Origin of the sequence: Bradyrhizobium sp. SRS-191 (assembly GCF_024586915.1) — a bacterium.
Classification (GTDB): domain Bacteria; phylum Pseudomonadota; class Alphaproteobacteria; order Rhizobiales; family Xanthobacteraceae; genus Bradyrhizobium.
This window is the reverse complement of the sequence record NZ_JANBVS010000018.1, coordinates 59,407-78,367: the sequence shown is the minus strand read 5'-3', so window position 1 is coordinate 78,367 and position 18,961 is coordinate 59,407. Positions and strand designations below refer to the sequence as shown.

The following is an 18,961-nucleotide window of genomic DNA, read 5'->3' as shown; positions in this document are numbered from 1 at the left end:
CATCAAGCCTGCGACCTGCCATCGACGCTAAGCGGTTCCTGTCCGGCCTCCTCACCGAGCGTGCAATGTCAAGCGATACACAACCCGCGCCGACTTTTCCGAATGGGCTGAGCGCCGCCGAGGCGGCGCGCCGGCTGCAGGCGGAGGGCTTCAACGAGCTGCCGCAGGCAGGCGCGCGCTCGATCATCCGGCTGATCGCGGACGTGCTGAAGGAACCGATGCTGCTCCTGCTGCTCGCGGGCGCCGGCATCTATCTCGCATTGGGCGACATGGCCGAAGCCGTGCTGCTCGGCATGTTCGCCTCGGCCTCCGTGTTCATCACCATCGTGCAGGAGGCGCGCACCGAGCGCGTCTTGGAATCGCTGCGCGATCTCTCCAGCCCACGTGCGCTGGTGATCCGCGACGGCGAGCGCATCCGCATTGCCGGCCGCGAGGTCGTCCGTGGCGATCTCATCGTGCTGGCCGAAGGCGATCGTGTTGCAGCGGATGCGGTCCTGCGCGAATGCGATGATCTGCTGACGGATGAATCGCTGCTCTCAGGCGAATCCGTGCCGGTGCGCAAGCGGCCGGCGGCCGGCGAGGCGATGGACCCGACGACGACAGCGGGCGGCGACGATCTGCCGTTCGTGTTCTCCGGCAGTCTCGTGGTGCGCGGCGGCGGCATCGCCGAGGTGGTGACGACGGGGCCGCGCACCGCGATCGGCAGGATCGGCCAGTCGGTCAGCGCGCTGGAGACCGAGACGCCGCGCCTGCGGCAGCAGACGCAACGGCTGGTCATGGCTTTCGCGATCGGCGGCGCCATCGTCGTGGCCATCACGGTCGTGCTGTATGCGCTGTACCGTGGCGGCTGGCTCGAAGGCCTCCTCGCGGGCATCGCGTTGGGCATGTCGATGTTGCCGGAAGAATTCCCGGTCGTGCTGACGGTGTTCCTGGCGATGGGCGCCTGGCGCATCTCGCAGGCACGCGTGCTGACGCGGCGCGCTGCGGCGATCGAATCGCTCGGCGCCGCCACCGTGCTGTGTACCGACAAGACCGGCACCCTGACGCAGAACCGCATGATGGTGGCGCGGCTGGTGCGCGCCGATGGCACGGTGCTGCAACCCGCCACGGCATCGCCCCATGCGGTGACGGCGGATGTTCGCGATCTCGTCACGACCGCCGTGCTGGCCTGCGACCCGCAGTCGCACGACCCGATGGAGAAGGCGCTGCAGGCCCTCGATCCGGGAGCGGCCACCGGCGCCATCCTGCAACGGCGCTACGGCCTGCGGCCCGATCTGCTTGCCATGACCAACGTCTGGTCGCGTGACGGTGTCAGCATGGTCGCGGCCAAGGGCGCGCCTGAAGCGATCGCCAAGCTGTGCGGCCTCGACGATACCGAGATGGCCGCGTTGAAGGCACGCATCGAGACGCTCGCCGCCGAAGGCCTGCGCGTGCTCGGCGTCGCCGAGGCGCGCTGGAGCGGCGGCGCGCTCCCCGAGACACAACAGGGCTTCGCCACCACGTTCTGCGGCCTGGTCGGCTTCGCCGATCCGCTGCGCGCGGAGGTGCCGAGTGCCGTCGCGGAATGCCGTTCCGCCGGCATCCGCGTGCTGATGATCACCGGCGACTATCCGGCCACGGCAGCTGCGATTGCCCGGCAGGCCGGGCTCGATCCCGAACGCGTCATCACCGGCGCCGAGCTGTCCGATCTCGACGACGACGCACTGGCGCGGGCCGCGCGCACGCCGACCGCGTTCGCACGCATCATGCCGGAGCAGAAGCTGCGCATCGTCTCGGCGCTCAAGACCGATGGCGAGATCGTCGCGATGACCGGCGACGGCGTCAACGATGCGCCGTCCTTGAAGGCCGCGCATATCGGCATTGCCATGGGCGGCCGCGGCACCGACGTCGCGCGCGAGGCCGCCGCGATCGTGCTGCTCGACGATGATTTCGGCTCGATCGTCAAGGCGATCCGGCTGGGCCGGCGGATCTACGACAATCTGCGCAAGGCGATGAGCTTCATCCTCGCGGTGCATTTCCCGATCGCCGGCCTCGCTTTGCTGCCGCTCCTCACCGGCCTGCCGCTGCTGCTCGGCCCGGTGCACATCGCGTTCCTGGAGATGATCATCGATCCCGTCTGCTCGCTGGTGTTCGAGGCCGAGACCGAGGAAGACGACATCATGCAACGGCCGCCGCGTGATCCGCAGGAAGCACTGCTGCCGCGCCCGCTGGTGCTGTGGGGCGCGCTGCAGGGCGTTCTCGCCGTGATCACCACCGGCGGCGTGCTGCTGTTGGCGCATCGCAACGGCCTGCCCGACGACGAGCTGCGCGCGCTGGTGTTCTTCACCCTGGTGTCGGTGATCGTCAGCCTGATCTTCGTCAACCGCTCGTTCTCAAGCTCGCTGCGCGACGCGCTGCTGCGGCCGAATCGCGTGCTGCTGCTGGTGATCGCGATCGTCATCGCGGTGCTCGCGACCAGCCTCACCGTGCCGCCGGTCGCGGCGCTGTTCAAGTTCGGCCCGCTGCACGCCGACGATCTCGCGCTGACGGCCGGGGCCGCCATCGCGACGCTGATCGTGCTCGAATTGTCGAAGTTCCCGCTGCGCGCGGCGCTGACACGGCGCGCAGCAGGACATGATCAGGTCAACGCGGCCTCGCCGGCACGATAGATCGCGAGATCACGCGAGCCGGAGAAGATCGCGCGCGGCTTCAGGCCGTAAAAGCGGCGGATCGAATGACTGAAATGCGTCGAATCGGGATAGCCGATGTCCTGCGCGAGATGCGCGAGGTTGAGATCCTGGTTGGCATAGTTGAGCAGATGCCGCGCGCGCTTCCAGGCGCGGAACGAGCGGAAGGAGATGTCGGTCTCCTCCTTGAACAGATGCAGGAAGCGCGAGGTCGACAAGCCGACCGCGGCGGCGCAGCTCTCGGCGGTGGCGGGCTCGCCGGAGAAGCGGCTGATCAGGCCGATCGCCTTGACGACGCGTGGATCGAGCGTCCGCTGCGGCAGGACCTCGCCGAAGCAGAGACGATCGAACACCGCGCTGGTGACGTCGCCGGAGAGCGGCCGCTGCACCAGCTCCTCATAGGCGGCACGGATGCGGCAGGCATAGGCCTCCGCCTCGCGCGCGACCTTGGCTGCGAAACGATCGAGGGTGCCGATCGGCACGCTCTCCGGCTCCATCGTCACGACGATGACGGTACGATAGTCGCTCTCGATCGTGTGCTGCTTGTTCGGCGGCACGACGAGCAACTCGCCGGAGCGTGCCTCGCCGCCATCGGGGATCAGCCGCAGGCTGCCGGTCAGCGCGACATAGATATGGAACGCGCCAGAGCAGCGCTGGCGCGGTCGGCCGAGCAGCCCGGCGTAGAAGACGCGCTCGGGCGTGATCAGCATGAGATGGCCGGAGTCCCGGCGGGTCACATCCATGGTCTTCCTCCTGAGGCGCGGCTCTGTCGGCCGCTTCTTTGGACGAGAACCATAGCGCAATTCGCGCCGCTGTCATCGGTGACGACTGCCGAATTTTGTCGCGGTTAACTCACTGCTTTGAGAGATCGTCATTCCGGGGCGATACGCCAGCATCGAACCCGGAATGACGTACGCAACTCATGGCCTGACACGCGGCTTGATGCCCTGCTCGACGCCTGCACGCTGCTCGGCGGCGCGCGCCCTGAGGTAGCCATCGCGCTGCTGCAGGCGCGCCCAATAGGCGGCCACATTCGGCCCGAAGTCCTTGGCGAGCCCGAGCGTGTCGGCGAGCCGCAGCGCATAGCCGATCACGATATCCGCAGCGGTGAAACGTCCGCCGCTCAGGAATTCGGCATTGGCCGTAGCTGCCTCCACAGCGCGCAGCCGGCCCAGAAACCATTTGGCATAGTCGGCGGCGACCTGCGGTGAGCGCCGCTCCTCAGGCTCGAGCTGAGTGTATCGCAATACCAACGTCTGCGGGAACGTCAGCGTCGCGTCGGAGAAATACATCCAGTTCAGGAACGCGCCGTAGTCGCGCTCCTCAGGCCCGACCATCAGCGGCGTCGGGCCGTGCCTGATGCCGAGATAGTGACAGATGCCGGACGACTCCGTCATCTTCGTCTCGCCATCGATCAGATAAGGAATCGTCCCCAGCGGATTGATCGCGAGATACTCCTTCGCCAGCACCCGCGGCGGGAACGGCAGCATCTTCAACTCGTAGTCAGCTCCAAGCTCCTCCAGCATCCACAGCGGGCGGAACGAGCGGGCGCCGTCGCAATGATACAGCGTGATCATCAGGCGTTCCCCGCTTTGGCCATGCCCGGCAAGGTGCCCATCATCTTGCACAGGATCGTCAGCATCACCTCGTCGGCGCCGCCGCCGATCGAGCTCAGCCGCGAATCACGATAGGCGCGGCTGACCGGCGTCTCGTTCATGAAGCCCATGCCGCCCCAATATTGCAGGCAGGCGTCGGTGAGCTCGCGCCCGAGCCGGCCGGTCTTCAGTTTCACCATCGTCGCCTGCCGCGTCATGTCCTCGCCCGCGATCATCGCCTCCGCCGCCTGATAGGTCAGCGCGCGCAGCAGTTCGACCTCGGTCTGCAGCTCGGCGAGACGGAAGTGGACGACCTGGTTGTCGAGGATCGAGCGGCCGAAGGCTTTCCGGTTGCGGGTGTACTCGATGGTCGCGTTGATGATCGCCTCATGCGCCTTCAGGCAGGCGGCGCCGGCCCACAGCCGCTCCTCCTGGAACTGCATCATCTGGTAGGTGAAGCCCATGCCCTCTTCGCCGACGCGGTTGCGCTTGGGCACGCGGACATTGTCGAAGAAGATCTGCGCGGTGTCGGACGAGCGCATGCCCATCTTGTCGAGCTTGCGCGCGACCTGCACGCCCTTGCTCTTCATCGGCACGCAGATCAGCGACTTGTTGCGATGAACCGGGCCATCGCTGGTGTTGGCGAGCAGGCAGATGAAATCCGCCTGCGTGCCGTTGGTGATCCACATCTTGCCGCCATTGATGACGTAGTCGTCGCCATCGGAGCGCGCCTGGGTCCTGATCGAGGCGACGTCGGAGCCGGCGCCCGGCTCGGAGACGCCGATGCAGGCCACGTAGTCGCCGGAGATCGCCGGCGCGAGAAATTCCTTGCGCACCTCGTCGGAGCCGAACCGCGCCAGCGCCGGCGTCGCCATGTCGGTCTGCACGCCGATCGCCATCGGGATGGCGCCGCAATTGATGGCGCCGAGCTCTTCCGCCATCATCAGCGCGTAGGAATAATCCAGCCCCTGGCCGCCGTACTCGACCGGCTTGTTGAGGCCGAGAAAGCCGAGGTCGCCGAGCTTCTTGAACAGCTCATGCGCCGGAAAGATGCCGGCCTCCTCCCATTCGTCGACATGAGGATTGATCTCGGCAGCGATGAACTTCTGCAGGATGCGGCGCGGTTCGTCGTGGTCGGCGGTGAAGAGCATTCGTCCTCGGGCTCCGGTCGTTTTTCTTTGACGTCATGGCCGGGCTTGTCCCGGCCATCCACGTCGTTGTTCAGATGTGGCGCACAGCGTGGATGCCCGGGTCAAGCCCGGGCATGACGAGCAGAGGGCGCGGCTCACAATCCCATCTGCCGGCTGGCCAGGTCCTTCATGATCTCCTCGGTGCCGCCGCCGATCGCATTGACCTTCACCTCGCGATAGATCCGCTCGACGCGAATGCCGCGCATGAAGCCGGCGCCGCCGAAGATCTGCACCGCCTCGGAAGCGCAGTAGGCCATCGTCTGCGTCGCCTGGTTCTTCATCATGCAGATCTCGGCGACCGGATTGTCGCCTTGTTCGAGCCGCCACGCCAGCATTTCCAGCATCGCCTGCGAGGCCGCGACGCGTTGCGCCATGTCGACCAGCTTGTGGCGGATCACCTGGTGCTGCGCCAGTGGCTTGCCGAAGGTCTGGCGCTCCTTCGCATAGGCGATCGCGTCGTCGAGGCAGACCCGCGCGAACGCCGTGCAGCTCGCCGCCATGCCCATCCGCTCGGAGTTGAAATTGTGCATGATCAGCTTGAAGCCCTGCCCCTCCTCGCCGATCAAATTCTCGACCGGCACGCGACAGCCGTCGAAATGCAGGGTCGCCGTATCCGACGCCCACCAGCCCATCTTGTTCAGCTTGGTTCGCGTCAGGCCCGGCGTGTCGCCGGGGATGAGCAGCAGGCTGACGCCGGCCGGCCCGGGGCCCCCGGTGCGCACCGCGGCGGTGATGTAGTCCGCGCGCATGCCCGAGGTGATGAAGGTCTTCTCGCCGCTGACGACGTAGTGATCGCCGTCGCGGACCGCCTTGGTGCGGAGATTGGCAACATCCGAGCCGCCGCTCGGCTCAGTAATGGCGAGCGCCGAGATCTTTCGCCCTGAGAGAATCTCCGGCAGCACCCGCGCTCTCACCTCCGGCCGCGCCGCGCGCGCGATCGGCGGTGCGCCGATGCTGTGGCTCATCAGGCTGGCGCTGACGCCGCCGGCGCCGGCGCGCGCCAGCTCCTGCGACGACACGATCTTCATGAACTGATCGGCCGCGACGCCGCCGAACTCCTCGGGGAAGCCGAGCCCCAGCAAGCCGATCTCCGCAGCCTTCGCATACAGCGCACGCGGAAACTCTCCGGCCTCATCCCACGCGCTCGCGAACGGCGCGATCTCCTTGTCGACGAAGCGCCTGACGACGTCGCGGAAGGCCTCGTGCTCGGCCGTGTAGAACGGACTTTTCGTCATCGTCACCGGGCTCTGGTTGCTGCTTCGCCAGAATGGCCGGACGCCAGGGGGATCGCCTTGCGTCGAGGCGCTGCTGGCCGAAATCACGTACCGCCCGGACGCTCTTGTTACCCAGCAACAGCGCCTTGACGCAAGACAGTGCAATGCACACACCGGCCCACTCGCGACAAAACGATGCCGCGCGGTTCGATCCGGACAAGCGCGCTACACAATCACGGTCAAGGCGGCATCAGATCGCCTGACACGAGGAGGGAACGCGTGCCAGTACGGTATTACGACTGGATTGCGCATCATGCGCGGAGGACGCCGGCCAAGACCGCCATGGTCGATCTCGGCAGCAACAGGCGTTTCAGCTATGCCGAGTTCGATGCTCGCGTCGCCCGCCTAGCCGGGCATCTCCGCGACGCGTGTGGCGTCAGCAAGGGCGACCGCGTCACCGTGCTGGCGCTGAATGCCACCGATACCCTGGAAGTGCAATTCGCCTGCTTCCGCGTCGGCGCCATCTTCGTGCCGCTCAATACCCGCCTCACCGTTCCCGAGCTACAGTTCATCGTCGGCGATTGCGCGCCGAAACTCATGATCCATGATGACGACCTCGCCGACACCGCGCTGGCCGTGAGCCGGCTGTGCGGCGTCGCCACCGCGCTGCGCTACGGACCCGGCGGCAGCTACGAGCAGGCGATCGCCACGGCCAAGCCGCTGACCGCGGTCGAGCCGGTCACGCTCGATGACGTCTCGACCATCATGTACACGTCGGGCACGACAGGGCAGCCGAAGGGGGCGATGATCACCCACGGCATGACGTTCTACAATTGCGTCAATCTCGGCGGCCCCGCTTACATCACGCCGTCCTCGGTGCTGCTGACGGTGCTGCCGCTGTTCCACACCGGCGGCCTCAACTGCTACACCAATCCCGTGCTGCATGTCGGCGCCACCGTGCTGATCATGCGCGCGTTCGATCCCGGCCAGGCGCTGCAGCTCATCGGCGATCCTGCGCACGGCATCAACGTGTTCTTCGGCGTGCCCGCGATCTATCAGTTCATGGCGCAGCATCCGGCGTTCGCGACCGCCGATTTCAGCCGGCTGGTGATCGGGGGCGTCGGTGGCGCGCCGATGCCGGTGCCGTTGCTCGCCACATGGGAGGCGCGCGGCGTCGCGCTCCAGCAGGGCTATGGCATGACCGAGACCTCGCCGGCGGTGCTCGCGCTCGACCGCGAGGATGCCGGGCGCAAGGCCGGCTCAGCCGGCAAGCCGGTGCTGCATACCGAGGTGCGCATCGTGCGCCCCGACGGCAGCGATGCCGCTATCGGCGAACTCGGAGAACTCTGGGTGCGCGGCCCCAACGTCACGCCCGGCTATTGGAACCGGCCCGACGCCAACCGCTCCTCCTTCACCGACGGCTGGCTGCACACCGGTGATGCGACCCGCGTCGACGACGAGGGCTTCTACTACATCGTCGATCGCTGGAAGGACATGTACATCTCCGGCGGCGAGAACGTCTATCCGGCCGAGGTCGAGAGCGTGCTGCACCAGCTGAGCGCAGTGGCGGAGGCCGCCGTGATCGGCATCGCCGATCCGCAATGGGGCGAGACCGGCATGGCGATCATCGCCGTCAAGCCCGGCCACAGCCTGAGCGAGGCAGAGATATTCGCGCACTGCCAGGCGAACCTCGCCCGCTTCAAATGCCCGCGGACGGTGCGCTTCGTCGACGCGCTGCCGCGCAACGCCACCGGCAAGATCCACAAGCCGACCCTGCGCAAGAGCTTTGCGACCGCATCGGCGGTCGATCTGGTCCAGCAGGCATCGTGATTTCGAATGCGCGGCCGACATCGCGCGTCGCCGACCACCAAGACCCACAAGACCAACCAGAGGAAGCCCAGGGAATGTTGCCGATGACGACCAGGACTCTGCTGTCTTTCGCGGCCGCCGCCGCACTCTCCGTTCTGGCGAGCCACAGCGCGCTCGCGCAGAAGAAATACGACACCGGCGTCACCGACACCGAGATCAAGATCGGCAATGTCGAGGCCTATAGCGGCCCGGCCTCGGCCTACGGCATCATCGGCAAAACCGAGGACGCCTATTTCAAGATGATCAACGACCAGGGCGGCATCAACGGCCGCAAGATCAATTTCATCTCCTATGACGACGGCTACAGCCCGCCGAAGACCGTCGAGCAGGTGCGCAAGCTGATCGAGAGCGACGAGGTGTTCCTCGTCTTCAACGCGCTGGGCACGCCGACGCAGACCGCGGTGCAGAAGTATCACAACGCCAAGAAGGTGCCGCAGCTGTTCCTGGCCACCGGCGCCAGCAAGTGGAACGAGCCGAAGGAATTCCCGTGGACGATGGGCTTCCAGCCCAGCTATCGTGTCGAGGCGCGGATCTTCGCCAAGTACATCCTGAAGGAGAAGCCGAACGCGAAGATCGCGATCTTCTATGCCAATGACGATTTCGGCAAGGACTACCTGCTCGGCATCAAGGAGGTGCTCGGCGACAAGGCCAAGACCATGATCGTCGCCGAGGAGAGCTACGAGACCTCGGAGCCGTCGATCGATGCCCATATCGTCAAGGTCAAGGGCACCGGCGCCGACGTGTTCGTCAACATCGCCACGCCGAAATTTGCAGCGCAAGCGATCAAGAAGATCGCCGAGCTGGAATGGAAGCCGATGCACCTGATGACCGACGTGTCGATCTCGATCGGCGCCGTGATGAAGCCGGCGGGCCTCGAAGCCTCCGAGGGCGTGCTCTCCGCCGGCTATCTCAAGGACCCGTCGGACCCGCAGTGGAAGGATGACGAGGGCATGAAGAAGTTCATGGCCTTCATCGACAAATACATGCCCGGCGCCAACATCTCCGACGCCAACCTCGCCTATGGCTACGCCGCGGCGCAGACCATGGTGCAGACCCTGAAGCAGTGCGGCGACAATCTCACCCGCGAGAACGTCATGAAGCAGGCCGCCAGCCTGAAGGACTTCGCGCCGGACACCCTGATCCCCGGCATCAAGGTCAACACCGGCCCGAACGACTTCGCACCCATCGAGCAGCTCAAGATGATGCAGTTCAAGGGCGGCAAGTGGGATCTGTTCGGAGATATCATCAGCGCGGACGTCGGAGGGTAGGTAGGAGGCGGCGCACTTGACGTCGTGGCTTGAGGGCAAACCTGCAGGCGAATGAAGCACTCCCGAAGCTCCGAAGGCGCTGCGCTCCCTCTCCCCGTGAAGAACGGGGAGAGGGAGCAGACTGCTAACGCGGCCCCGGACCCCAGCCCCACCGAGAATTCTGAAAACCGAAAACAACACTTGCTATTTTACCGAATTCATGATTATCTCTCTCCATCCCGCCTCACTGCGGAGGGGCGTTGCGCGCGATCGTCACGACACGCGAGGCGGGGAGCGATGGCCGCGAGAGATCGCAGCGTCTTCTTAACGAGGGCGCGGACGAACGATTGATCGCGGACGTGAAGTCGCAGCGTCCTGACACCCCGAAGCTGGTGTCTCCCGCGCAATGCGCAAGCAGTGCGGCGGCATGGTGGCCAACAAGCTCGGCGCACCAGGGAGACTGCGTATAAGCGTGAAGCCCATCGCGCAGGGAATGCCGGAATGTCGGCTGCACCTGTGGTACCTGCCGCCTGCATTTTTTCGCAGGCGGGCCATGGGTGAGGCCCTCACCCGGCATTCCCTGCGCCCTCTGCACGATTTGCGAGGGACGAACTGATCGCATCACTCGGGCCGTTTCGGCAGCGAGACCGTGCGCGTATGTGCCGTGCCTCTGAACGTTCCTGGTTGTTTGAACCGTGAATTCACCTCCCCCTCCGCTGTCGTCCCGGACAAGCCGCGACGCGCGCAGCGCATCGCGGCGCCGATCCGGGACCCATACTCCGCAGCCGCTGTGAGATGCGAGATGCCAACCACCCGCCGCCTGCCTCAAACTTCTCCCTGTGGTTATGGATCCCGGCGTTCGCCGGGACGACACTGTGTTTGATGAAACACGGTGGCTCCCATAAGCTCCGTCATTGCGAGCGCGGCGCGGCAATCCAGGGCCGAGGTCGCGACTGTGGATTGCTTCGTCGCGGAGCCTGTCATCGGGCCGCGCTTTGCGCGGACCCGTTGGCTCCTCGCAATGACGGTGGTTAGCCGTGTGCCTGACAACTCACGGCACGCCCTGCACGAACAGCGCAAACGGCTCCTCGATCGTCTTGCGCAGGTGCTCGCGATAGAGGCCATAATGCGGATCATCGGCCCCGAGCCGTCCGAAACTCGGCTCCGCCACGTTCCGCAGCGGCAGCAGTGCGATCGGCGCCGCAATCGGGGTGAGCAGCGAGCCGCGCCCTGCCAGCAGCGTCGTGATGATGCCGTACATCTCGCCGGTGATGGTCGGGCGCGATACCGTGATCAGGCGGTGCTGGCCGTGGCGATTGGTGACGAGATAGACGAAGCCGGACTGGTTGGGCACGGCGACCTCGCCGAACTGCGAGAAGGCGGCATCGAGCCGCGCGCCCTCGCGGAACACCAGCGACGAGGCGGCATCGTCCCACACGATGTCGGTGCGGTAGGCATAGATCGCCTCCTTGTCGCCGAACGAGGGCCGCAGGGTGACGTAGGTGCCCTCGATCCATTCGACCGCGCGGCGCGAATAGGAGCCGAGGCTGTCCGGCGCGATGCCGGCGTTCGCAGCAGCCACAGGCGCCGGCATGCTCGGCGCCTTGCGCAAGGACATGCCGAGCGCCTGCTCGAGCCGAACAATGGTCGCCAGCGTGAACGGGCGGCGGCCGCCGAGTGCCTTCTCCAGGGTCGACAGGCTCAGCTTCGCCTGCTCCGCCAGTGTCTGCCGCGACATCCGCCGCCGCGCGATCTCCTCGCGAACGGCCTCGGCCACCTGCCGGCTCTGCTCGTCCGATAGCTCGTTGTTGTCCGGGTTCGACATCCTGTCCCCTGCCGCGTCACTCCCCCTTCTAGCAGACGGACAAATCAGCACAAACCCGGACAGATCAGCCGCCTCCTCCCGCACCACCGGACGGAGCCGGGCGCGCGACGGCCGAACAAGACCGACCATTCCGCTCGCGACGACAGCGGCACCCGCTCAATCTCAGCCTGCCCCATTCTCGTTGCGGAGCCTCTGATGAGCGACACCATCGACTATGATATCCGCAGCAGCCGCCATCCGGTCCGGTCCTGGATCGTGACCATGCTGCTGTTCCTGCTGCTGCAAGCCGCCGCCGTGGCGCTGGTCGGCTTCACCGCGCTGTTTCTCAGCATCACGCCGGGCTGGTCGGCCGAAGGCCCGCTGGCCCCGCTGACCAAGCCGGCCGACGCCCGCTCCGGCGCGCTGCTGTTCAAATCCGACGCGGGCTATGCCGAGGCGCCGCGGCTTGGCATCGATGTCGATATCGTCGTCTCCGGCCCGACCGCGCGGGCGCGCGTGACGCAGTTGTTCAAGAACACCAGCTCGCAATGGATGGAGGCGGTCTACGTCTATCCGCTGCCGACGGACAGCGCGGTCGACACCTTGAAGATGATCGTCGGCGACCGAATCGTGGTCGGCGACATCAAGCCGCGCCAGCAAGCCAAGGTGATCTACGAGCAGGCCAAGCGCGAGGGCAAGACGGCCGCGCTGACCGAGCAGGAACGACCGAACATCTTCACCAACTCGCTCGCCAATATCGGCCCCGGCGAGACCGTGCTGGTGCAGATCGAATATCAGCAGCCGGTGGCGCAGGTCGCCGGCGAGTTCTCGCTCCTCGTGCCGCTGGTGGTCGCGCCGCGCTACAATCCCAAGCCGATCGTGCAGAGCGTTGATCTCCGCCCCGGCAGCGATGGCTGGGGTGCCGCGAGCAATGATCCGGTGCCGGATCGCGACCGCATCTCGCCTGAGGTGCTCGACCCCGCCAAGGATGCTCCGGTCAATCCGACCCGCATCACCGTGCGGCTGCAGGCGGGCTTCGTCGTCGGCGAGGTCAAGAGCCATCATCACCAAGTGACGATCGACAGCCCCGATGCAAAGACGCGGGTCGTCACCTTGGCCGAGGGCGTGGTGCCGGCCGATCGTGATTTCGAGCTGACCTGGAAGCCGGCGTCGGAGAAGATGCCGTCGGTCGGCCTGTTTCACGAGCAGGTCGGCGATGCCGACTATTTGCTCGCCTTCGTGACGCCGCCGGCGGTGGCCACGACCACGCAGCGGCCGCAGCCGCGCGACGTGATCTTCGTGATCGACAATTCCGGCTCGATGGGCGGCACCTCGATCCGCCAGGCCAAGGCCAGCCTGATCTATGCGCTGGGACGGCTGCAGCCGGGCGACCGTTTCAACGTCATCCGGTTCGACGACACCATGACGGTGCTGTTTCCCTCCTCGGTCCCCGCCGATGCCGAGCATGTCGGCAGCGCCACCAGCTACGTCAGTTCGCTGGACGCGCGCGGCGGCACCGAGATGGTGCCGGCGATGCGCGCGGCGCTCACCGACGATGGCAGCGACTCAGACCGCGTGCGCCAGGTGGTGTTCCTCACCGACGGCGCCATCGGCAACGAGCAGCAGTTGTTCGAGACCATCACCGCGATGCGCGGCCGCTCGCGCATCTTCATGGTCGGCATCGGCTCGGCGCCGAACACCTACCTGATGAGCCGCGCCGCCGAGCTCGGCCGCGGCGCCTTCACCCATATCGGCTCGGTCGAGCAGGTCGAGGAGCGGATGCGGGACCTGTTCGCCAAGCTGGAGAATCCGGTCGTGACGGGGCTGACCGCGACGTTCTCGGAAGCCTCCGCCGACCTCACGCCCGCCGTGCTGCCGGACGTCTATCGCAACGAGCCACTGGTGCTGGCGGCGAAGATCGATCGTCTCGCCGGATCGCTGCAGCTCAAGGGCCGCATCGGCGACCAGCCCTGGACCATCACGCTGCCGCTGTCCGGCGCCGCCGAAGGCAAGGGCCTGTCGAAGCTGTGGGCGCGACGCAAGATCGGCGATGCCGAGGTGGCGAAGACGATGCGGCAGATGACACCGGAGGAAGCCGACGGCGCAATCCTCAAGCTGGCGCTGGAGCATCAGTTGGTGACCCGCCTGACCAGCCTCGTCGCGGTCGACAAGACCCCGCGCCGCCCCGACGGCGAGCCGCTCAGGCTCGCCGAGCTGCCGATCAACCTGCCGGCCGGCTGGGATTTCGAGAAGGTGTTCGGCGAGCGCGCCCGGATGCCGGCTGCGCAGAAGGAACGCCGCGCCGAGGCCGACGGCGACGTCCAGCTTGCCGCGCTGAAGCGGCCCGTGGTGCCGACGGCGCCCGCGACGATCACGCTGCCGAAGACGGCGACCGACGCGGAGCTCAGCATGCTGCTGGGACTGGGCCTGCTGCTGCTCGAACTGATCTGGCTGGTCGCACTGAGGCGACGAGCTGCCAACTAAGCAATGTCGTCATTGCGAGGAGCGAAGCGACGAAGCAATCCAGGGGCTGCACGACGACTCTGGATTGCTACGCTTCGCTCGCAATGACGGAGGAGAGAAGAATGCCACGAATTATCATCCCGCTCGCAGTCGCGCTTGTCGGCCTCATCCTGTTCAGCCACGGCGCCCTGATCCACGCCAAGGCCATCGTCGCGCAGGTTCTGCTCGACCGCGCCTTCAGCCAGACCATCGCGACTGGCCGGCCAGTGAAGCCGTGGTCCTGGGCCGACACCGTCCCGGTGGCGCGCATCGAGGTGAAACGCCTCGGCGTCTCCACCATTGCGCTGGCCGGCTCCAGCGGCCAGGCACTGGCCTTCGGCGCCGGGCATGTCGAAGGGACTGCCGAGCCGGGCGAGGCCGGCGTCGCCGTCTATTCGGCCCATCGCGACACGCACTTCCGTTTCCTGAAGGACGTCAGCATCGGCGACGAGATCGACGTCGTCGGGCGCGACGGCAGGACCTTCCGCTATCGCGCTGACGGGACCAGCGTGGTGCGCTTCGATGCGTCCGGCATCGATCCGGGCACCGAGCGCCCTGAGCTCGTGCTCTCCACGTGCTGGCCGTTCGACGCGCTGACACAAGGGCCGGAGCGCTACGTCCTGCACGCCACGCTGATCGCCGATCAATGAAGGACGCGCCAGCCATCGCCCCCTTGGGAACCAAGCGCCGGATGCCCATTTGTCACCTTGCCGCTCTCGTGGGATGATCCCACGGGTTCAGCAAGGTTCACATTCCAAGCGCTTCCGAGATGCATTCCCAGATCCAGTATCTGCCGATTACGCCCGCCTTCTTCGCCATCCTGGTGCTGGCGTTCGGCGTCGTGATCGTCCTGATCCAGCTCGGCATCCTGCGCTATGCCTACATGAAGCTCGGCGTCAGCTCGGGCACGGCAATGCTGCTGCTGTTCGGCTCGCTGGTCGGCAGCTATTTCAACATCCCGATCACGATGCTGCCCGGCCAAGTGGCGCGCTCCGGCGAGGTCATCGACTTCTTCGGCATGCAATATGTCGTGCCGCTGGTGCATCAATGGCCGGGCACGCTGCTGGCCGTGAACGTCGGCGGTGCAGTGATCCCGACGATCATGTCGACCTATCTCGTGCTGCGCTACCAGCTCTGGCTGCGCGCCGCGATCGCTGTGCTGGTGATCGCCGTGATCATCCATGCCATGGCGACGCCGGTGCAGGGTGTGGGCATCGCCGTGCCGGTGTTCGCACCCGTGGTCGTCACCGCGATCCTGGCCTTCCTGCTGTCGCGCGAATACGCTGCGCCATTGGCCTATATCGGCGGCTCGATGGGCACGCTGGTCGGCGCCGACCTGATGAACCTCGACAAGATCGGCAGCCTCGGCGCGCCCGTGGCCTCGATCGGCGGCGCCGGGACCTTCGACGGCGTCTTCCTGACCGGCATCCTCGCGGTGCTGCTGGCGGGCCTCGCCGCCCCGTCCCGCCCGGGCCTCGCGCGCTGAGCTTTCAACCGGACGCGTTAGCCGCTAAAATCGCACGGAGACAGCCACGGACCCGGAATGCGCGCGATCAATCTCATCGTGGGAACCCTGACGATCGCGGCCGTGGCGGCCGGGATCAGCGGCGTCCTGGTCAAGCAGAAGCGCCGCATCGCCGAGCAACGCAGCACGATGCGCGTGGTGTTCGACGGCGGCTCGGCGGCGGGCCTGCGCAAGGGCGGTCCGGTCAATTTCGACGGCGTGCAGGCCGGACAGATCCTGTCGATCAATCTGGAAAGCCCGCGCAAGATCGTCGCCATGATCACGCTCGACAAGTCGGCGCCGATCCGCAAGGACACCACCGCGGGCATCGAGTTCCAGGGCCTCACCGGCATCGCCGCGATCTCGCTGGTGGGCGGCGCGCCGACGGCCCCACCGGTGCCGTTGGATCACGACGGGGTGCCGGTGCTTTCAGCCGATCTCAAGGACCAGGAGACGATGGTCGAGACGGTGCACAACATCGACAAATACATCGTCAGCAACGCGCCGGCGATCAAGGACGCGCTGCAGAGCTTCGAGACCGAGACCGCCGCGCTGCAGGACAAGACCGCAGCCTTCGACTCCGCGATCGACAAGGCCGAAGACATCTTCAAGGGCTTCGATACCCTGGTCACCAAGATCGACGGCGCCATTCCTGGCTTCGCGGATGGCAATCCCGGCCAGCTGTTCGATCAGATCAAGTCGATGCGCGAGCTGGTCGACGGCTTCAGGCGCAAATCCGCCAAGGTGATCGACGACAGCCGCAAGACGCTGGTCGACATCAGCGACGGCGCCAACGCGATGAGCGCGAAGTTCGGCGGCCAGCCGCCGGGCCCCGGACCGCGCCGGGTGCCGGCGTCGCGCTGAGGGGCGGACGCGCCGCCCCTCGCGTTCGTTCAGTGGCTGATCATCCACGGTCGCGCCGTCGGAAAGCCCTTGGCGCCGCTCTTGGATTTGGTCATCAGCCGCGGCGACTTCTTCGGCGAGCAGCAGCCGCAACCCGCCCCGTGCTTGGCCTTGTACTCGGCCACCGCCTGCGGCGCGTGGCGGCTGCGCTCGTTGGTGGCATGCGCCGTGCGCCGTTCCGCCGGCATGCAGGCGAAGGCGGGCGCGGTGAGGATCACGCGCGGCGCCATGTCCTGGCATTGCGGGCAGACCTGCGGCTCATCACATTCCGCCATCGGGCGCATATCCGTGAACGGCCCGCATTCATCACAAAGATATTCATAGACCGGCATTGTCTCGTCTCCTGCGCAACATCATCTCCTCCCGCGCGGCGGATGCGGGGCGGCCAAAGACGCAGCCGTCCCGCACCCCGTCGCACAGGGAGACCGTTATTTGTCCGGCGAGATCGGCATCTGGATATCGCCCTTGATGTGCTTGATCGGACCTGCCGACGACGGCATCACGTCGAAGTCGAAGATCTCGGTCGGCAGCCACAAGGTCGCGCAGGCATTGGGCACGTCGACGACGCCGGAGATGTGGCCCTGCACCGGCGCGGTTCCGAGGATCGAATAGGCCTGGGCGCCGGAGTAGCCAAACTTCTTCAGGTACTCGATGGCGTTGAGACAGGCCTGCCGATAGGCGATGTGGACGTCGAGATAATGCTGCTTGCCGGCCTCGTCGACCGAGATACCCTCGAAGATCAGGTAGTCGCGATAGTTCGGCGTGATCGGCGACGGCTTGAAGATCGGGTTCTTGATGCCGTATTTCGCGACGCCGTCCTTGATGATGTCGACCTTGATGTGCAGCCAGCCCGCCATCTCGATGGCGCCGCAGAAGGTGATCTCGCCGTCGCCCTGGCTGAAGTGCAGATCGCCCATCGAGAGGCCGCCGCCGGGCACGTAGACCGGGAAGTAGATCTTCGAGCCGCGCGACAGGTCCTTGATGTCGCAATTGCCGCCATGCTCGCGCGGCGGCACGGTGCGGGCGCCCTCGGCCCCGATCTTGGCCTTGACGTCGCCCTTGGCCTGGCCGGCATGCGCGGTCGGCGCGAACGGCGGGTTGGCAAGGCCCGGCACGCGGGTCGGGTTGGTGGCGATCAGCGCGGTCTCGCGCTCATTCCAGGTGGCGAGCAGCTTGGGATCAGGCAGACAGCCGATCAGGCCGGGATGGATCAGGCCGGCGAAGTTGACGCCGGGCACGTGACGCGACGAGGTGTAGAGGCCCTTGATGTCCCAGATCGACTTCTGCGCCAGCGGGAAGTGGTCGGTCAGGAAGCCGCCGCCATTCTGCTTGGAGAAAAAGCCGTTGAAGCCCCACAGGCTCTCCTTCAGCGGACCGACGTCGAGCAGGTCGACGACGAGGAGGTCGCCGGGCTCGGCGCCCTTGACGCCGATCGGGCCGGAGAGGAAATGCACGATCGACAGGTCGATGTCGCGCACGTCGTCGGCGGAGTCGTTGTTCTTGATGAAGCCGCCGGTCCAGTCATAGGTCTCGATGATGAAGTCGTCGCCTGGGTTGACCCACTCCACCATCGGAATGTCCGGGTGCCAGCGGTTGTGCACCTTGTCGTTCTCGTAGGCCGACTTGGTCAGATCGACCTTGATCAATGTGTCAGGCATCAAGAGCTCCCCTTTACCTTTGCTTGGACGGAGTGGTTAGACGGACAGATATTTCGAGACCTGCGCGGCATCGACGGACTCGCGCGGATCGTCGCGGACGATCTCGCCGTTCTCGATCACCAGCACGCGGTCGGCGATATCGAGCGCGAAGCTCAGCACCTGCTCGGAGACGACGATCGACAGCCCCTTCTCGTCGCGAATGCGTTTGAGCGTGCGCGCCATCTCCTTGATGATCGACGGCTGGATGCCCTCGGTCGGCTCGTCGAGCAGCAGCACCTTCGGCTTGGTGGCGAGCGCACGCGCGATCGCGAGCTGCTGCTGCTGGCCGCCGGAGAGATTGCCGCCGCGGCGGCCCTTCATCTCGAGCAGCACCGGGAACAGCTCGTAGATGTCGCCGGGCACCTCGGACTCGCCGGAGACCACGAGGCCGGTCTCGATGTTCTCCTTGACCGTCATGGTCGAGAAGATCATGCGGCCCTGTGGCACATAAGCGAGCCCCTTGGCGACGCGCTCGTAGCTCTTCATGCCCGACAGCTCGGTGCCGTTCATGTCGATGGAGCCGCTCTTGGACGGCAGGATGCCCATCAGCGACTTCATCAGCGTGGTCTTGCCCATGCCGTTGCGTCCCATGATAGCAACGATCTCATTGGGCGCGACCTTGACGTTCAGGCCATGCAGCACCTCGCTCTGGCCATAGGCGACATGGAGATCGGAGATTGCGAGCATCGGATGTCTTCCTATGCGAGAGGGAGTGAGACGGCCGATCGAGCGGCAATGGCGGTAAGCTCCCCTCCCCCTTGCGGGGAGGG

15 protein-coding genes are annotated in these 18,961 nt (G+C 66.1%); 7 read left to right on the top strand and 8 right to left on the bottom strand.

Annotated features, from left to right (window positions below; all coding sequences use genetic code 11):
* Positions 1-65 precede the first annotated feature (65 nt).
* Positions 66-2,648 carry a cation-translocating P-type ATPase gene (locus NLR35_RS26740; protein WP_257169527.1) on the top strand — a complete coding sequence of 861 codons (2,583 nt, stop codon included), beginning with the start codon at positions 66-68 and terminating at the stop codon, positions 2,646-2,648.
* Here the strand turns inward: NLR35_RS26740 and NLR35_RS26735 are convergent.
* The 4 genes from NLR35_RS26735 to NLR35_RS26720 form a co-directional block, all read right to left on the bottom strand.
* Positions 2,618-3,409 carry a helix-turn-helix domain-containing protein gene (locus NLR35_RS26735; RefSeq protein ID WP_257169526.1) on the bottom strand — a complete coding sequence of 264 codons (792 nt, stop codon included), beginning with the start codon at positions 3,407-3,409 and terminating at the stop codon, positions 2,618-2,620. The genes NLR35_RS26740 and NLR35_RS26735 overlap by 31 nt on opposite strands.
* A gap of 177 nt (positions 3,410-3,586) precedes the next feature.
* Positions 3,587-4,243 carry a glutathione S-transferase family protein gene (locus tag NLR35_RS26730; protein ID WP_257169525.1) on the bottom strand — a complete coding sequence of 219 codons (657 nt, stop codon included), beginning with the start codon at positions 4,241-4,243 and terminating at the stop codon, positions 3,587-3,589.
* Positions 4,243-5,412: an acyl-CoA dehydrogenase family protein gene (locus tag NLR35_RS26725; protein WP_257169524.1), complete on the bottom strand. Its 1,170-nt coding sequence runs from the start codon at positions 5,410-5,412 to the stop codon at positions 4,243-4,245. The genes NLR35_RS26730 and NLR35_RS26725 overlap by 1 nt, the downstream gene beginning before the upstream one ends.
* Before the next feature lie 134 nt (positions 5,413-5,546).
* Entirely contained in the window at positions 5,547-6,686 is a 1,140-nt protein-coding gene (locus tag NLR35_RS26720; RefSeq protein WP_257169523.1) for an acyl-CoA dehydrogenase family protein, read from the bottom strand.
* A gap of 258 nt (positions 6,687-6,944) precedes the next feature.
* Here NLR35_RS26720 and NLR35_RS26715 point away from each other — a divergent pair, with 258 nt between their 5' ends.
* Both NLR35_RS26715 and NLR35_RS26710 read left to right on the top strand, forming a co-directional pair.
* The gene (locus NLR35_RS26715) at positions 6,945-8,495 is read left to right on the top strand and encodes a long-chain fatty acid--CoA ligase (protein WP_257169522.1); all 1,551 of its coding nucleotides are present in this window, start codon (positions 6,945-6,947) and stop codon (positions 8,493-8,495) included.
* A gap of 74 nt (positions 8,496-8,569) precedes the next feature.
* Positions 8,570-9,802 (top strand): ABC transporter substrate-binding protein, encoded by a 1,233-nt coding sequence (locus tag NLR35_RS26710; RefSeq protein WP_257169521.1) that lies wholly within the window; start codon positions 8,570-8,572, stop codon positions 9,800-9,802.
* A gap of 1,030 nt (positions 9,803-10,832) precedes the next feature.
* On the opposite strand, the gene NLR35_RS26705 is transcribed toward NLR35_RS26710, so the two are convergent.
* On the bottom strand, positions 10,833-11,606 hold the full coding sequence (locus NLR35_RS26705) for a helix-turn-helix transcriptional regulator (RefSeq protein ID WP_257169520.1): 774 nt from the start codon (positions 11,604-11,606) through the stop codon (positions 10,833-10,835).
* A gap of 195 nt (positions 11,607-11,801) precedes the next feature.
* On the opposite strand from NLR35_RS26705, the gene NLR35_RS26700 reads away from it, so the two are divergent.
* The 4 genes from NLR35_RS26700 (at position 11,802) to NLR35_RS26685 (ending at position 16,455) form a co-directional block, all read left to right on the top strand.
* Positions 11,802-14,069 (top strand): marine proteobacterial sortase target protein, encoded by a 2,268-nt coding sequence (locus tag NLR35_RS26700; protein WP_257169519.1) that lies wholly within the window; start codon positions 11,802-11,804, stop codon positions 14,067-14,069.
* A gap of 101 nt (positions 14,070-14,170) precedes the next feature.
* A complete protein-coding gene (locus NLR35_RS26695; protein ID WP_257169518.1) occupies positions 14,171-14,737 on the top strand; it encodes a class GN sortase in 567 nt (188 codons plus the stop codon).
* A 119-nt stretch (positions 14,738-14,856) separates the two neighbouring features.
* Complete coding sequence (locus NLR35_RS26690) at positions 14,857-15,573, top strand: DUF1614 domain-containing protein (protein WP_257169517.1); 717 nt, start codon at positions 14,857-14,859, stop codon at positions 15,571-15,573.
* Between the two features lie 57 nt (positions 15,574-15,630).
* Complete coding sequence (locus NLR35_RS26685; RefSeq protein ID WP_257169516.1) at positions 15,631-16,455, top strand: MlaD family protein; 825 nt, start codon at positions 15,631-15,633, stop codon at positions 16,453-16,455.
* A 29-nt stretch (positions 16,456-16,484) separates the two neighbouring features.
* On the opposite strand, the gene NLR35_RS26680 is transcribed toward NLR35_RS26685, so the two are convergent.
* The 3 genes from NLR35_RS26680 to urtE form a co-directional block, all read right to left on the bottom strand.
* Positions 16,485-16,826: a zinc ribbon domain-containing protein gene (locus NLR35_RS26680; protein WP_257169515.1), complete on the bottom strand. Its 342-nt coding sequence runs from the start codon at positions 16,824-16,826 to the stop codon at positions 16,485-16,487.
* A gap of 96 nt (positions 16,827-16,922) precedes the next feature.
* Positions 16,923-18,152, bottom strand: coding sequence for a formamidase (fmdA, locus tag NLR35_RS26675; RefSeq protein WP_257169514.1), 1,230 nt, complete (start codon positions 18,150-18,152; stop codon positions 16,923-16,925).
* 36 nt (positions 18,153-18,188) lie between these two features.
* The gene (gene urtE / locus NLR35_RS26670) at positions 18,189-18,878 is read right to left on the bottom strand and encodes an urea ABC transporter ATP-binding subunit UrtE (RefSeq protein ID WP_257169513.1); all 690 of its coding nucleotides are present in this window, start codon (positions 18,876-18,878) and stop codon (positions 18,189-18,191) included.
* Between the last annotated feature and the right edge of the window lie 83 nt (positions 18,879-18,961).

Coding starts and splice junctions, on each gene's coding strand:
- NLR35_RS26725 (WP_257169524.1), bottom strand. CDS start 5,412: ATGCTCTTCACCGCCGACCACGACGAACCGCGCCGCATCCTGCAGAAG.
- NLR35_RS26695 (WP_257169518.1), top strand. CDS start 14,171: ATGCCACGAATTATCATCCCGCTCGCAGTCGCGCTTGTCGGCCTCATC.
- NLR35_RS26700 (WP_257169519.1), top strand. CDS start 11,802: ATGAGCGACACCATCGACTATGATATCCGCAGCAGCCGCCATCCGGTC.
- urtE (WP_257169513.1), bottom strand. CDS start 18,878: ATGCTCGCAATCTCCGATCTCCATGTCGCCTATGGCCAGAGCGAGGTG.
- NLR35_RS26730 (WP_257169525.1), bottom strand. CDS start 4,243: ATGATCACGCTGTATCATTGCGACGGCGCCCGCTCGTTCCGCCCGCTG.
- NLR35_RS26690 (WP_257169517.1), top strand. CDS start 14,857: ATGCATTCCCAGATCCAGTATCTGCCGATTACGCCCGCCTTCTTCGCC.
- NLR35_RS26705 (WP_257169520.1), bottom strand. CDS start 11,606: ATGTCGAACCCGGACAACAACGAGCTATCGGACGAGCAGAGCCGGCAG.
- NLR35_RS26740 (WP_257169527.1), top strand. CDS start 66: ATGTCAAGCGATACACAACCCGCGCCGACTTTTCCGAATGGGCTGAGC.
- fmdA (WP_257169514.1), bottom strand. CDS start 18,152: ATGCCTGACACATTGATCAAGGTCGATCTGACCAAGTCGGCCTACGAG.
- NLR35_RS26735 (WP_257169526.1), bottom strand. CDS start 3,409: ATGGATGTGACCCGCCGGGACTCCGGCCATCTCATGCTGATCACGCCC.
- NLR35_RS26680 (WP_257169515.1), bottom strand. CDS start 16,826: ATGCCGGTCTATGAATATCTTTGTGATGAATGCGGGCCGTTCACGGAT.
- NLR35_RS26685 (WP_257169516.1), top strand. CDS start 15,631: ATGCGCGCGATCAATCTCATCGTGGGAACCCTGACGATCGCGGCCGTG.
- NLR35_RS26720 (WP_257169523.1), bottom strand. CDS start 6,686: ATGACGAAAAGTCCGTTCTACACGGCCGAGCACGAGGCCTTCCGCGAC.
- NLR35_RS26710 (WP_257169521.1), top strand. CDS start 8,570: ATGTTGCCGATGACGACCAGGACTCTGCTGTCTTTCGCGGCCGCCGCC.